This is a genomic window from Streptomyces lycii (assembly GCF_009735685.1).
Lineage (GTDB): Bacteria > Actinomycetota > Actinomycetes > Streptomycetales > Streptomycetaceae > Streptomyces > Streptomyces lycii.
This window is the reverse complement of sequence record NZ_WHPN01000291.1, coordinates 1-14145: the sequence shown is the minus strand read 5'-3', so window position 1 is coordinate 14145 and position 14145 is coordinate 1. Positions and strand designations below refer to the sequence as shown.

10 protein-coding genes and 2 pseudogenes are annotated in these 14145 nt (G+C 73.3%); 5 read left to right on the top strand and 7 right to left on the bottom strand.

Going from position 1 to position 14145, the window contains the following annotated elements:
- The 4 genes from GCU69_RS33750 to GCU69_RS15840 form a co-directional block, all read right to left on the bottom strand.
- On the bottom strand, positions 1-1143 hold the full coding sequence (locus tag GCU69_RS33750) for a class I SAM-dependent methyltransferase (RefSeq protein WP_235978506.1): 1143 nt from the start codon (positions 1141-1143) through the stop codon (positions 1-3).
- A complete protein-coding gene (locus tag GCU69_RS15850; RefSeq protein WP_156206422.1) occupies positions 1140-2333 on the bottom strand; it encodes a glycosyltransferase family 4 protein in 1194 nt (397 codons plus the stop codon). The genes GCU69_RS33750 and GCU69_RS15850 overlap by 4 nt, the downstream gene beginning before the upstream one ends.
- A 470-nt stretch (positions 2334-2803) precedes the next feature.
- Positions 2804-3202: a 6-pyruvoyl trahydropterin synthase family protein gene (locus GCU69_RS15845; RefSeq protein ID WP_098754464.1), complete on the bottom strand. Its 399-nt coding sequence runs from the start codon at positions 3200-3202 to the stop codon at positions 2804-2806.
- Between the two features lie 442 nt (positions 3203-3644).
- The gene (locus tag GCU69_RS15840; RefSeq protein WP_156206405.1) at positions 3645-4628 is read right to left on the bottom strand and encodes a zinc-dependent alcohol dehydrogenase; all 984 of its coding nucleotides are present in this window, start codon (positions 4626-4628) and stop codon (positions 3645-3647) included.
- A gap of 108 nt (positions 4629-4736) precedes the next feature.
- Between GCU69_RS15840 and GCU69_RS15835 the strand changes: the two genes are divergently transcribed.
- Positions 4737-5495 carry a CDP-alcohol phosphatidyltransferase family protein gene (locus GCU69_RS15835; protein WP_235978505.1) on the top strand — a complete coding sequence of 253 codons (759 nt, stop codon included), beginning with the start codon at positions 4737-4739 and terminating at the stop codon, positions 5493-5495.
- 274 nt (positions 5496-5769) lie between these two features.
- Here the strand turns inward: GCU69_RS15835 and GCU69_RS15830 are convergent.
- Positions 5770-5910, bottom strand: a pseudogene (locus GCU69_RS15830) (hydroxymethylbilane synthase); the annotation flags it as partial.
- Positions 5911-6164: 254 nt separating this feature from the next.
- On the opposite strand from GCU69_RS15830, the pseudogene GCU69_RS15825 reads away from it, so the two are divergent.
- A pseudogene (locus tag GCU69_RS15825) lies at positions 6165-6287 on the top strand (hydroxymethylbilane synthase); the annotation flags it as partial.
- A gap of 200 nt (positions 6288-6487) precedes the next feature.
- Here GCU69_RS15825 and GCU69_RS15820 read toward each other — a convergent pair.
- Positions 6488-8029: an alkaline phosphatase family protein gene (locus tag GCU69_RS15820; RefSeq protein WP_235978504.1), complete on the bottom strand. Its 1542-nt coding sequence runs from the start codon at positions 8027-8029 to the stop codon at positions 6488-6490.
- 971 nt (positions 8030-9000) lie between these two features.
- On the opposite strand from GCU69_RS15820, the gene GCU69_RS15815 reads away from it, so the two are divergent.
- The 3 genes from GCU69_RS15815 (at position 9001) to GCU69_RS15805 (ending at position 12837) form a co-directional block, all read left to right on the top strand.
- Positions 9001-9549, top strand: a complete 549-nt coding sequence (locus tag GCU69_RS15815) for a TetR/AcrR family transcriptional regulator (protein ID WP_098754062.1) — start codon at positions 9001-9003, stop codon at positions 9547-9549.
- 25 nt (positions 9550-9574) lie between these two features.
- On the top strand, positions 9575-11746 hold the full coding sequence (locus tag GCU69_RS15810; RefSeq protein WP_156206402.1) for an MMPL family transporter: 2172 nt from the start codon (positions 9575-9577) through the stop codon (positions 11744-11746).
- A 590-nt stretch (positions 11747-12336) separates the two neighbouring features.
- On the top strand, positions 12337-12837 hold the full coding sequence (locus GCU69_RS15805; RefSeq protein WP_235978503.1) for a lamin tail domain-containing protein: 501 nt from the start codon (positions 12337-12339) through the stop codon (positions 12835-12837).
- Between the two features lie 99 nt (positions 12838-12936).
- Here the strand turns inward: GCU69_RS15805 and GCU69_RS15800 are convergent.
- On the bottom strand, positions 12937-14145 hold a 1209-nt coding region (locus tag GCU69_RS15800; protein ID WP_156206400.1), incomplete at its 5' end, for an extracellular catalytic domain type 1 short-chain-length polyhydroxyalkanoate depolymerase.

The window sequence follows — 14145 nt, the reverse complement described above, 5'->3', positions numbered from 1 at the left end:
TCACGAGACGCCGCCGGCGGAACCGCCCCGGGCGCCGGCCGCGGCGCCGCGAGCCGCCCGGTCCCCCGACCGAGCCGCACCGCCCGGCACCGGCACCGGCAGCGCCAGTACGTCGCTGTGGTGCACCACCACCCGCAACGTGCCCGCCTCGCACTGCGCGAGCCGGTTCCGCAGATACGCCTCCGCCCGGTCCGCCAGCTCGGGCCGCTGTTCGGCGGCCGCGCCGACCCAGCCTCGCAGCCACTCCGCGGCAAGCTCCAGCCCGTCGCTCCCCGGTCCTTCGCTCCCCGGTCCTTCGCTCCCCGGTCCGTCGCTCCCCGGGCCGTTGCCTTCCGGCCCGTGCCTTCCCGGGCCGTTGCCTTCCGGCCCGTGGCTCTCCGGCGCGTTGCCTTCCAGCCCGTCGCTCTCCGGCCCGTCCGGTCCATCTGGTCCATCCGGGTTGTCCGGGCTGACCGGTCCGTCGTCGTCCGGGCCCAGCCGCCAGGGGCTGGCGTGAGCCGTGACGATCATGCCGTGCCGGGCGAAGGCCACCGAGGCCGCGCCCACGGCGTCCGGGCCGAGCAGCTGCCGGCCGTTCTCGATGCGGCGCTGGTGCGCGTTGAACGCCGCGGCGATCTCCGCGTCCATCGGGTCGGCGGGACCCAGTTCGACACGGCCCGTCACCGACAGCGCCAGCAGCGCCGGACAGCCCGCCCCGGCGCAGGCCGCGGCGAGGGTGTCCAGTTCCTCGCGGGTGAGCAGGTCCAGCAGGGCGGAGGCGGTCACCAGTGAGGTGCCGGCGAGCGCGTCCGCCGTCAGCCGCCCGACGTCACCGCGTTCGGTGGCGACCGTGACGCGGCTGCCGTCCTCCGCCGCGCACGGGATCCCGGCGACGGCCCGCAGCAGCAGCCCGGGGTCGTGGTCGTGCAGCACCCAGTGCTGCGGCCCGGGCAGCCGGGGGGCGAGCCAGCGGCCCATGGAACCGGTACCGCAACCCAGGTCGCGGATCACCAGCACCATGTCTTCCTGCGCCGGACCCGCCGCCCCGGCCGTCAGTTGGCGCCGCAGCGGCTCCAGGAGCGCGCCGGCGCGTGCGGTGGCGTCGGCGCCCTCGCGCAGCGCCAGCCACTCGGGGGCGTACCGGGTTCGTTCGGTCGTCGTCACGCGGTCCTCCGGGGAACTCGCAGCAGGTGGTCGAGCGCCCCGGCCAGCTCCCGCGCGGTGGTGTCCCACCCGGCCAGCACGGTGCGCCGGGCCCTGGCCGCCGCCCGCGTGCGGTCGCGCAGGCAGGGATCGGTGAGCCAGCGGCGCAGCGCCCCGGTCAGCGCCGCCTGATCACCGGGCGGTACGAGCAGACCGGGTACGGTGCCGTCGGGCGCGCGGCCGACGGCCTCCGGAACGCCGCCGACCGCGGTCGCCAGCACGGGAACGCCGCGCGCGAGTGCTTCGGTGACCGCCATGCCGTACGTCTCGGCGGACGAGGCGAGCAGCAGCAGGTCCGCGCCGGCGTAGCGGGCGTCGAGGTCCGCACCCACCAGCGGTCCGGTGAGCCGGAACCGGTCGCCCAGCCCGCGCTCCGCGATCAGCCTGCGGACCCGGGCGACGTAACCCGGGTTCTGGCCGAGCCCGCCCGCGCAGTCACAGCGCCACTTGGTGTCCGTCGGTTCCGTCAATCCCGCCAGGCCTGCTGATTCCGCGGATTCCGCCAGTTCCGCAGGTTGTGCCGGTCCTGCCGGTCGTGCCGGTCGTGCCGGTCGTGCCGGTCCTGCCGGTCCTGTCAGTTCCGCCAGCGCCTCGACCAGCCGGTGCTGGCCCTTGCGCGGGGTGACCGACGCGACGCACAGCAGCCGGGGCCCGGCACCGGGCGCGCTGCCGGTCGCGAGGGGCGCGGGGTCGACCCCGGGAGCCGCGGTGTGGACCCGGTACGGCGCGAGCCCGTGGTGCTCCACGAGCCGCCGCGCCGCCCACTCCCCGGTGGCGACGACGGCGTCCACGGCCCGCAGGGTCCGCCGTTCCCGTACGTCGAGCACCGCCGCGGTGTCCGGGGCGAGCCCCGTCTCGTCGGCCAGGGGCAGATGCACCAGCACCGCGATACGCAGCCGACCGGCCTCGGGGACCACGATGTCGGGCACGCCGCAGGCGACGAGCCCGTCCAGCAGGACGACCGAGCCGTCCGCCGAGGCCGCGAGGATCCGGGCCAGTTCGGCACGCGCGTCGCCGCCGGGGTGCGGCCAGTCGCCGTCGACGGCGTGCTCCTCGACCTGCCAGCCGGCCCGCAGCAGCTCGCGGCAGACCCTGCGGTCGTAGGTGTTGCCACCGCTGGGCGCGGCCGTGTCGCCGACGCCGCCGGGCATCACGACGCGCACCGAGCGGGCACGCACCGGGCCGGCGCTCACGGGGCGTTCGCGAGGGGATCGTTCGGGCGCCGGTCGCTCGTGTACGGGCCTTTCGGGCACGGGCCTCACGGACACGGGCCTTTCGGGCGCCGGTCGTTCGGGCGCCGGGTGGGCGCCCACCGGTCGTTCGTGTGCGGGGCGTTCGTGTGCCGGTCGTGCTTGTTTCGGGGGTTCGGGCAACGGACGGTCGCGTTCGGGGCGGTCGCGCTCCGGACGGTCGTCTGCCGGACGGTTCCGCTCCGGGCGGTCGCCTGCCGGGCGGTCGCGCTCCGGGCGGTCGTGTGCCGGGTGCTCGTGCGTCGCGCCGTCCTGCCGGGAGCCTCCGGGCGTCGCGCCGTCGTGCGGGAAGTCTCCGGGCGTCGCGGCCACGGCGTCCGGTACGCCGCGCCCGGCGCGTCGTCCGCGCACCGCCCCGGAGTCATGGCCGTTCACAGCGTCCGCTCGTAACTCGCCCAGGCGATGTGCGACTCGTGCAGGGTGACGGTGATGCCGGCCAGGCCGCGCGCCCCCTCGCCGAGCGCCCCGGATTCCACCCGGTCGGCCAGCCGGTCGGCGATGACCCTGGCCAGATACTCCGTCGAGGTGTTGACGCCCTCGAACTCGGCCTCGTCGTCGAGGTTCCGGTAGTTGAACCGCGACACCACGGCGTTGAGTTCACGGGTGGCCAGCCCGATGTCGACGACGATGTTGTCGGAGTCCAGCTCGGGCCTGCGGAAGGTGGCGTCCACGAGGAACGTCGCCCCGTGCAGGCGCTGGGCGGGCCCGAAGACCTCGCCGCGGAAGCTGTGCGCGATCATGAGGTGCTCGCGGACGGTGACGCTGAACAACTGATGGCCTCCTGGTTCGCAGCAGATCCGACGCGGCCCCGAGCCGGAGCCCGCGCCCCGGTCCCGAGCCGGAGCCCGGGCCGAGCCCGCGCCCCGGTCCCGAGCCGGAGCCCGGGCCGAGCCCGCGCCCCGGTCCCGGGCCGGAGCCGCAACGGACCCGAGGCCGCAATGGACCCGGAGCCGCAACGGACTCGATCCGGACCGGACCCGGACCCGGACCCGAGCCGGGGTCCCGCTCGGTCCGGCATGGCGTTCGATACCGGATCCGGCGTGGACTTCGGCGTGGATTCCGACCTGGACTTCGACCTGGACTTGGCGTGGACTTCGACCTGGTTCCGACGCGGTTCCGACGTGTGGGGATCGTGGTTCCCGTCGACGGCGTTGAGTACGGCCGGTGCGCCCCCGGCGTTCACCGCGGAGCGCCGGGCGCCTGCTCCCGAGCCTACGGAGCGGCGTCGTACCGGACGCGGTGACACAGCCCGGGCAGATCCCCGGAGGCTATCCGGGGCAGCACGGACGGCAGTTCCTCGAACGCGCACTCGCCGGTGACCAGGGCGTCGAAGGCCGGGTCCGCGAGCAGGTCGAGGGAGAGCGCGAGCCGGTCGGCGTAGGAACGGCGGGCGGCGCGGGCCGGGGACACCGTGCCGACCTGGCTGCCGCGCAGCACCAGCCGCCGGGAGTGGAAGACCTCGCCGAGCGGTACAGCCACCCGCCGGTCGCCGTACCAGCTCAGTTCCAGCACCGTGCCCTCCGGGGCGAGGAGTTCCAGCGCACGGGTGAGCCCGGCCTCGGAGGCGCTGGCGTGCACGACGAGGTCGCAGCCGTCGAGCGCGTCCCCGGGGAGCGTGAAGTCCACGCCGAGCGCCGCGGCGACCCGGGCACGCGCCGGATCGGAGTCGACGAGTTGCAGGCGTACCCCCGGAAAGCGGGCGAGCAGCGCGGCCACGGACGCGCCGACCATGCCGCCGCCGACGACCGCGATCCGGTCCCCGACCAGCGGCGCGGCGTCCCACAGCGCGTTCACCGCGGTCTCCACCGTCCCGGCCAGCACGGCCCGCCCGGCGGGCACGGAGTCCGGCACCGGGGTCACGGCAGCCGCCGGGACGACGTACCGGCTCTGGTGCGGATACAGGCAGAACACGGTGCGGCCGGCGAGCCGCGCGGGGCCCTCCTCGACCACGCCGACGCTCAGATAGCCGTACTTCACCGGCGCCGGGAAGTCGCCCTCCTGGAACGGCGCCCGCATCAGCCCGTGCTGACTGCGCGGCACCGCGCCGCGGAACACCAGGCTCTCCGTGCCCCGGCTCACCCCGGAGCACAGCGCGCGCACCACGACGTCGTCCGCGCCGGGCTCCGGCAGCGTCACGTCACGGATCTCGGCGCAACCGGGTGAACGGAGCCAGAGAGCGCGTGCGACACGCTCCATCGAGCCCTCCTGCTGAACGCTGGGGTGACGGATCACGTTCTGATGGTCACGAGGCCGCGCACAGTACGCGGTGCCGACCGACTCTGCCACACAGCCGGAGGACGCACGGTGGCCCTGAGCGACATTTGTGAACCGGGACTGCTCCGCCGGGAGCCGGCAGCGGGGGCGGGCGGGCAGATCGTCCTGCTGCTGCTCCTCGGCACGGCGACCGGGCTCGGGCCCGCGGGATGGCTGGCGGGCCTGGTGTTCGCGGCCGCCGGCTGGGCCGTGCTCGGCCGGGCGCTGGCGCGATCCGGACGGCCGCACAGACCGTTCGGCCCGGCCAACGCGGTCACCCTGGCCCGCGCGACGCTCGTCGGAGGCGTGACCGCGCTGGTCGCGGAGTCCCTCCTGGGTGACCGGCCGCCGCTCGCGGTGCTGGCCGCGCTCGGTGCGGTGGCGCTGGTGCTGGACGCGGTGGACGGCAAGGTCGCCCGCCGCACCGGGACGGCGTCACCGCTCGGCGCGCGCTTCGACATGGAGGTGGACGCCTTCCTGATCCTGGTGCTGAGCGTCCAGGTCGCGCTGTCGCTGGGGCCGTGGGTGCTGCTGATCGGCGCGATGCGGTACGCCTTCGTCGCGGCGGCCCGGCCGATGCCGTGGCTGAACGGCCCGCTGGCGCCGAGCACGGCCCGCAAGACGGTGGCCGCGCTCCAGGGCATCGTGCTGCTGGCGGCGGCGACCGTGCCCCTGCCCCCGGCGGTCGTGTACGGCCTGGTGCTCGGGGCTCTGTGCTCGCTCGTCTGGTCCTTCGCGCGGGACATCCGGTGGCTGTGGCGGGTCCGGGGAGGGGCGCGGACGCGGGCGCGGACACCGGAGAACGCCTGACAGCCGACGACATGCTCGGGCGGGCTGTCGTCGCACGGACGAGGGCGCACGGGTGGTGTGCGGTCTGCGAAATGCGCGCCTGTGCGCCTCTGGTTACCGACATCCTGTCGGTAACCAATTCCGGGCATGACGACATTCGCAGAACGGCCCGTCGCCCCTCGGGGGCCGGACGGTGTGAATCCCCTGCGGGCGCGCGCGGCGGTGCGTGGCAGCAGACGGCGGCCGAGCGGATGTTCCTGCACGTGCTGCAAGGGCACTGCAACAGCCCGATCGCCGCCTCGGTGCCGATCCGGGCCCCTTCCGGGAGCCCGTCGAGGGTGAGCCCGCCGGGGTGGATCACGGCGTCCCGGACGTCGTCCCGTTCCATATACGCGGCGAATGTCGTGCCGGTCGGCAGCGGCCTGTCCGCCGGGTCACGTCGACGGGTCCAGCAGGCCCGCCTCTTCCCGTGCGTCCAGGACCCGCTTGCCGTCAGGGGAGAACACCCGCCCACGCAACACCAGCCCCTCCGGGCCGGTTTCGGCTTCAGTGCGGGATGGAGTCGATCAGCTCGCGCGGCCCTGTCGCAGCAGGGAGACGGCGACCGACATGCCCAGCGACGTCGGGGCGTGCCCGAGCCCGGAGACCGCGTCGATCACGTCCGTGTCGTCCTCCCGGCACTGCAAGCCCCTGGCCAAGCTGGGCGGCAAGGGCGCGTTCACACGGGAGGTCGACGCGGCGCTGCTCGCAGGCGTCGCCGACCTCGCGGTCCACTGCGTGAAGGACATCCCGGAACAGTCGTCCTCTCCCGCTCACGCAGGCGCAGGGGAGCGACCCGTTTCGGTTGCGTCGAGACACGGACAGGACGTGGGCGGAGCCGAGGACGTCGGGGCGGTTCGTGCCGCAGGCGGTGGCGCACCGCAGGGGCGGGCTGCTGTGGGGGGTCGTCAGCGGCCCGCGCACGGATCTCCGTACTGTTCGGACCCCAAGCCGTCAGGGCGGCCCGTACGCCGTCAGGGCCCGTACGCCGTCAGGAAGCGGTCGCGGAAGCTGTCCATCCGCCAGACCGGGGCGTCCGGTGCGGGTTTGAGGCCGTCCTGCCACTGCCAGTCGGCGATCCGCTCCATGACCTCCGGGTCCTTGGCGATGACGGAGACCGGCACGTCCCGGCCGAGTGCACCGCGGGTGACGGTCGGGACGGGCTGGTGGTCGCCGAGGAGGACGACGACGGTGTCCTCGTCGCCGTACCGCTCCAGATAGGACACGACGCTGTTCATCGAGTACGCAATAGCCCGCCGGTACTCGGTGCGGACCTGTTCGGAGTCCTGCCAGACCTCCTTGGGGTCCTTCCCGGCGGCCTTGAGCCCGTGGTAGACGGAGCCGTCCCCGACCTCGTCCCAGCCGATCACCTCGGGGATGGGCGACCAGGGGTTGTGGCTGGAGGCGAGGATGATCTCCGCCATGATCGGCTCACGGTCCCTCCTGCCGTGCTCCAGGCGCTCGAAGGCGGCGAGGCTGTACTGGTCGGGCACGGGGGTCCAGCTGAACTTGGGGCCGCGGTAGCCCATGTCGCGCGAGTCGTAGACATGGTCGAGGCCGTAGAACTTCCCCTCCGGCCAGGCCTTGGTGACGCCCGGCATGATGCCGACCGTGCGCCAGGCACCGGTGCCCCGGAAGGCGCCGGTGAGGGTCATCCGGTCGCTGGACGTCAGGTTGCGGTAGCGCTGCTCGTTCTTTATCCACAGCCCGGACAGGAAGGTGGCGTGCGCCAGCCAGCTGCCGGCGCCCGTGACGGGCGAGGTGAGGAACGCGCTCCGCGTCGAGAAACCGGCCCGCTCCAGCCGGTCGGTCCCGTCCGCGAGCACGGAGGCAGTCCCGGCGGCCATGGCGGGGTCCTCGAGCGCCGTACGGCCGTAGCTCTCGATGAAGGTGAACAGGACGTCCTTGCCGCGCAGCCGGGTCAGCAGCTGGTCGGGCGGGGTGTCCCGGAAGGCGTCGATCCGGGCCTCCCGGGCGAACGCCTCCTTGTCCTGGACGCCCGCGCGCACCTGGTGGGCCCGGTTGTGGAGGAGGGTGCTGGTGGACGTCGAGGCGACCCGGACACCGGCGAGCTGCACGCCGAGGGCCGCGCAGGTCACCCACACGGTGCCCAGCACCAGCAGGCTGCGGGTCGCCGTGGCGCTGTGCCGGGCCATCACCCGGCTCACGCGGAGCACCGCCAGCGGCATCAGTACGAGCACGGCGAGGACCAGGAGCACGGCCAGGGCGACGGCACCGACGGCCCCCGCCGTACCGGCCGAGGCCCGGAGGAACGCCTGCGCGTCGTCCAGCAGGATCCAGTCCAGCACCAGGTCGAAGGGCCGGTCCAGGGTCGAGTAGAAGCCCATGTCGAGGGACTTCAGCACGACCAGCAGCCCGAGCCCGACCCCGAGCCCCACGGCGGCCGCGCGCCGCGCGGCCGGCCGGAGCACCAGCAGCAGGGCGGCGCAGCACAGCCCCTCCACCGGGATCCGGGTGAACGCGAACGGGGTGAGCCGGTTGAGCCCGTTCGGCATGAGCAGGGCGCCGAGGACGAGTACCCCGGCCGCCCAGCTGACGGCCGGTCGGGCGAACCGGGCGGCGCCCGCGAACCGGACCCGCCGACCACGAACGCCCTCGGCCCCCGCTTCTTCGGCCTCTGCTTCCTCGGGTCCTGCTTCTTCGGCCCTTGCTTCTTCGGATTCTGCTTCTTCGGCTGCTGCCTCTTCGGTCCCCGCTTCTTCGGTCCCCGCCTTTCCGGTCCCCGCCTTTCCGGTCCCTGCCTCTCCGGTACAGGCTTCTCCGGTTCCGGGCTGCCCGGCACCGGGTTCCCCGGGGGCGGCCGTTCGGGCATCGGGAGCACCGGGATCGGCCGCTCCGGCACCGGGAACCTCGGGATCCGCCGTTCCGGAGTCAGCTTCTGGTGCGCCGGGCTCCGTGGGGTCGGCTTCTGCTGCACTGGGCACCCCGGAGCCGGCTTCTGCTGCGCCGGGGAGCCGCGAGAGGGCTTCTCCTGCTTCGGCTTCTCCGGCATCGGACCCCGCACCGGCCTCCCCGCCGGCCGTCCCCGACGCTGGGCGCTCCGGGGTGCCGGCACCGTCCGGTGGCGGATCCTCCGCACCGTCCGGTCCGGCACGGCCCGACTGCGGCTGTGACTGCGGCTGTGACTGCGGCTGCGGCTGCGGCTGCTCCTGCGAACGCGTCCAGACTGACACCCGAAGATCCTTCCGTACGAAGCCCGGTGCGGCACGGCGGACCGGGCCCAGCAGGTCGGGCCGCCGTTATCTGTACGGCGGCCGGGTGGCCGGAGTTCAAGGGCCCTGCGGTGTCGTCCGTCGTCCGCTGTCCGCTGTCCGCTGTCCGCTGTCCGCCGTCCGCCGGGCGCACCGCGCGCCCGCGCCCGCGCCCGGAGTCTCCCGCCGCCCCGCAGCGCCACCCCACCCCGCCACGCCCGTGACATGAGCCACCCCGCCCCATTACTGACCGATCGGACAGTTATGGTGGCGGCATGGCACGTCCCGCCTCCGCCCTGCGCGGACTCATCCTGGAATCCGCGGCCCAGCTGTTCGCGGCCCACGGCTATGAAGGAACGTCACTGCACGACATCGCCTCCGCCGTGGGCTGTTCGAAGGCGTCCCTGCTGTACCACTTCGCCAGCAAGGAGACGATCCTCACCGAACTGCTGACCCCGGCCGGGGCGGAGCTGGCCGAGCTGGACGCCGCGCTCGCGGGTCTGGACGGGGACGAGGCCGCGGAGGCGGCCGTACCCGGCTACGTCGATCTCGCCCTGCGCTTCCGGCGGGAGACCAAGATCCTCCTCGCGGACATCCCCGGCATGACCTGCCACCCGGCGCTCGGCAGCATCCCCGACATCGTCGACCGGCTGTTGGACGCGCTCGCCGGCCGGTCGGCGGACACGGCGGACGTGGTCGCCGCCCACATGGTGCTGGGAGCCGTCTTCGTGACGTGCGCCAGCGATCTGGAACTTCCCGACCAGGACCTGCGCCCCGAGCTGATCCGCAGTGCGCTGCGGACCCTCGGCCGCGAGCCCGGCTGAACCTCGAGGAGAGACACCTACCGTCATGGCTTCCCTGCTCTACCGGCTCGGCCGGTCGTCCTTCCGCCGACGGGGGCGCGTCGTCGCCGTATGGCTGCTGCTGCTCGCCGTACTGGGCGGTGCCGCCGCCACCCTGATGGGCCCCACCAGCGACAAATTCACCATGCCCGGCACCGAGTCGCAACGCGCGCTGGACTCCCTCCAGAAGGAGTTCCCGGAGGCCAGCGGCACGACCGGGACCATCGTCATAGCCGCGCCGGAGGGCGCGAAACTCGACCCGGAGTCCGTCGCCCCGGTGGTGCGCGAGGCCAACGCCGTGCCGGGCGTACTCGGCGCGATGGACCCCTTCAAGGCCGGCTCGGTGTCCCGGGACGGCCGCTACGCCCTGGTCCAGGTGCAGTTCGAGGAGACCGTCGACAAGGTCACCGACGAGCAGAAGGACGCGTACGAGGACGCCGGGTCCGGCGTGGACGGCCTGCGGGTCGAACACGGCGGCGAGGTACTCAGCGCCGAGGTCGAGGTCGGCTCCACCGAGGCGATCGGGGTCCTGATCGCCGCGGCCGTGCTCGTCATCACCTTCGGCTCGCTGGTCGCCGCCGGCATGACGCTGCTGAACGCCCTGGTCGGCGTCGGGGCCGGGATGGCCGGACTGTTCGCGCTGAGCAGCGTGATCGACCTGACCAGCACCGCGCCGATCCTCGCCCTGATGCTGGGGCTGGCCGTCGGCATCGACTACTCGCTGTTCATCACCTCCCGCTACCGCCAGTACCTCACCGACGGAACCGAGGCCGAGGAGGCCGCCGGCCGTGCCGTCGGCACCGCCGGTTCGGCCGTGGTGTTCGCCGGCGCCACCGTCGTCATCGCGCTGGCCGGGCTGTCGGTCGTCAACATCCCGTTCCTGACCGTGATGGGCCTGGCCGCGGCGGGCACCGTCGCCGTCGCCGTGCTGGTCGCCCTCACCCTGCTGCCCGCGCTCCTCGGATTCGCCGGCCTGCGGGTCCTCCCCCGCAAGCGGCGCGACGGCGGAGCGGAGAACGGGCCGGCCCGCGAGGGCTTCGGCTTCCGCTGGGGCCGTATCGTCACCAAGCTGCGCATCCCGGTGCTCCTCCTCGGCATGCTGGGCCTGAGCGCGCTGACCGTGCCGGCCTCCGACATGCGCCTGGCCCTGCCCGACGCGGGCACCGCCGCCGAGGGTTCGCCGACCCGTGAGGCGTACGACCTGACCGCCGAGGGCTTCGGCCCCGGGTTCAACGGCCGGCTGATAGCCGTCGTCAGCGGTGACGACGCCGCGGCCACCGGCAGCGCCGCGCAACAGGCCGCGAAGCTCATCCAGGGCACCGACGGCGTGCTCGCCGTCACCCCGCCGCAGCTGAACGCGGACAAGACCACCGCGCTGCTGACCGTCATCCCCGAGACCGGGCCCACGGACCCGAAGACCGAGCGGGCCGTCCAGGAGATCCGCGACCGGGTCGGCGGCGTGGAGGGTGCCGAGGTCGCCCTGTCCGGCGCCACCGCCGTCGGCATCGACGTCTCCGAGAAGATCGAGGAGGCCATGCTCGTCTATCTGCTGCTGGTGGTCGGCCTGTCGGTGCTGCTGCTGATGCTGGTCTTCCGCTCCGTCCTGGTCCCGGTCAAGGCGGCGCTGGGCTTCCTCCTCACCATCGGGGCCACGTTCGGCATCACCGTGGCGATCTTCCAGCAGGGCCATCTCGCCGAGTGGCTGGGCGTCGACACGCCGGGACCGCTGGTGAGCTTCCTGCCGATCCTGCTCATCGGCATCCTGTTCGGCCTGGCCATGGACTACGAGGTCTTCCTCGTCTCCCGGATGCGGGAGGACTTCGTCCACGGTGCCGAGGCCCAGCAGGCCACGGTCGGCGGCCTGGGGCACAACGCCCGGGTGGTCACCGCCGCGGCACTGATCATGACCGCGGTGTTCGGCGGGTTCGTCTTCATGCCCGACCCGATCATCAAGTCCATGGGCTTCGCCCTGGGCGTCGGGGTGCTGGTCGACGCGTTCATCGTCCGCATGGCGCTGGTCCCGGCGACGATGTCGCTGCTCGGCCGCGCCGCGTGGTGGCTGCCGCGGTGGGCCGACCGGATCCTGCCCGACCTGGACATCGAGGGCGAGAAGCTGCAGCGGAAGCTGGTTCCCGGGCAGCGGGAGTCGGACGATACGGGGAGGACCGTGCGGGTCTGATCCGCAAGGCCCGCGGCGCGGGTACGTCCGTACGCACGGCAGCGGCCACGCCTCGGCGTGGCCGCTGCCGCGTCGCGTGGCGGCGGTGGTGCGTTCCGGCCCTCCTCGCCCCCGCCCCCGGCATCCCGTTGCCGTCACCCCGCCCGCGTCATTCCGTTACCTCAGCTCGTCCGCGTCCGCGTCGGCTCGTCCGCGTCACCCCGTCCGCGTCCGCGTCCGTGCCCGGGGCATGGCACGGACCGGCGGCCGTCGGGGCCGTCGGGGCTGTTCCGGGCCGTCCGGGCCGTCCGGGCGTACGGCTGCGGCTCGGCTACGCAAAGCGTCGACGCGGGCCCGGAGAACGTCGGCCGAATGACGCAGACGGACCCGGAGGGACCCGGACGGGCCGGCCGGATCCGATTCCGTGCCGTGGGCTCGCGTCGCTGGTGGGCGCGGTTCTCCCGGCGCCGCGGCCGTCCGGCCGGGTGCGGGCGGCCCGGTGCGCCCGGGGGTGGACGCGTTTTTCCGGGCCGTTCACCATGCAACCATCACAACTCTTCGCAGGTCCTTCACATGCACCACAGTTCAGTGGACTTCGGAGGGGATCTCTCTTGCTCAAGCGTCACATCACAGCCGCGGCCGCCACCGTCACCGTCGGCGCACTGGCCTTCGTCGTCGCCGCCCCGGCTCAGGCCACCGAGTACACCTCGGCGCTGAAGGTCCGCGGCATCCAGTACAACGCCCCCGGCACGGACCGCAACAGCTGCTCCTCCGGAAACACCCACCAGGAATACCTGACGATCAAGAACTATTCGAAGACCAAGACCGTCAACCTCAAGGGCTACCTGGTCAAGGACGCCGCGGGGAACCGCTTCACGTTCACCGCGAACCACTACCTCCAGCCGAACGACTACGTGAAGCTCCGCGGGGGCAACGGCGCCGACTCGGACGCCGGCAATGTCGTCCACCGCGACAACTGCAACTTCATGTGGAACAACGACCGGGACACGATCTACCTGGTCAAGCCGACCGGTTACCGCGCGGACGCCCACGCGTACACGAAGAGCGGATCGGACCGCGACGGCAACGGCTACATCACGTACCACAGCTGATCCGCACGGCCGCCGCCGTGCGCGGACGGGTCCCGCCTCCTGGCTGGAGGCGGGACCCGTCACCTGTGGTTGTCGTTCCTCCGGTGACCAGGGGCGAGGTCAGGCGGTGGAACAGGTGGTGCCGCTCAGGGTGAAGGCGGCGGGCTTGCCCGTGTCGCCCGTGTGACTCGCCTGGAATCCGATCCGAATGCTCGCTCCCGGGGCGATGGTGGAGTTGTAGTCCAGGCCCTTGGCGGTCACGGCTCCGCTGCCGGGGCTGTAACCGGCGCCCCAGCCGGACGTGATGGTCTGGCCCGGGGGCAGGGTGAAGGCCAGCGACCAGTCGGTGGCCGGTGCGGTGCCGGTGTTGGTGACGGTGATCGTCGCGGTGAGGCCGGTGTTCCAGGAGTTGGTCGTCCAGCTCACACGGCAGGCACCGGGCTGCGGCTCGGGGTCGGGATCGGGATCCGGGTCCGGCCCGGGCTGTGTGCCGTCCAGGCCGAAGAACGTGACGGCCCGGGCCGCCATGCCGCTCTGCGGCAGGTTGTGGCCGGCGCCCTGGATGCTGATGGCTTCGACGGGTGTCTGGTCGCCGGTGCCGCCGTAGCGGGTGCGGGTCCAGCCGGACTGCGGGGTGTCGGTGGAGTCGGGGGTCCGGCTCAGTCCGTGGACGTTGGTCCACTGGTCGATCTGCTCGGTGAAGTTCGGGTAGCGCAGGGTGTCGTCGTTGGTGCCGTGCCAGATCTGCATGCGGGGCCGTTCGCCGCTGTATCCGGGGTACGCGGCGCGCGCCAGGTCGCCCCACTGCTGCGGTGTCCGGTCGACGGTGCCGCCTGCGCAGGCGCTGTTCCAGCCGGAGCCGTCGTTGTTGGCGAAGCAGCTGTGGGGTACGCCGGCGAAGGCGGCGCCGGCTTGGAAGACGTCGGGGTAGTTGCCGAGGAGGACGTTGGTCATCATGGCGCCGGAGGAGGCGCCGGTGGCGTAGATCCGGTCGGGGTCGGCGTTGTGGTGTTGTTCGACGTGGCGGACCATGGAGCGGATGCCGACGGGGTCGCTGCCGCCGTCGCGTTCGAGGGCCTGGGCGGAGGAGACGTCGAAGCACTGGCCGCTGCGGGTGGCGGAGGGGTAGACGACGATGAATCCGTGGCGGTCGGCGAGGGAGGCGAACTCGGTGCCGGAGAAGAAGCCGGGTCCGGTGCCGGTGCAGTAGTGCACGGCGACGAGGACGGCCGGGTTCTCGGGGACGTTGTCCGGTACGTACAGGTGCATGCGCAGGTTGCTGGGGTTGTCGCCGAAGTTGGTGACCTCGGTCAGCTGCGCGGCCGGAGC

What these genes read in the sequence shown, in the direction of transcription:
- GCU69_RS15850 (WP_156206422.1), bottom strand. Translation starts at nt 2,333, where the DNA reads ATGCCCGGCGGCGTCGGCGACACGGCCGCGCCCAGCGGTGGCAACACC.
- GCU69_RS15840 (WP_156206405.1), bottom strand. Translation starts at nt 4,628, where the DNA reads ATGGAGCGTGTCGCACGCGCTCTCTGGCTCCGTTCACCCGGTTGCGCC.
- GCU69_RS15820 (WP_235978504.1), bottom strand. Translation starts at nt 8,029, where the DNA reads ATGCCGAACGGGCTCAACCGGCTCACCCCGTTCGCGTTCACCCGGATC.
- GCU69_RS15815 (WP_098754062.1), top strand. Translation starts at nt 9,001, where the DNA reads ATGGCACGTCCCGCCTCCGCCCTGCGCGGACTCATCCTGGAATCCGCG.
- GCU69_RS15810 (WP_156206402.1), top strand. Translation starts at nt 9,575, where the DNA reads ATGGCTTCCCTGCTCTACCGGCTCGGCCGGTCGTCCTTCCGCCGACGG.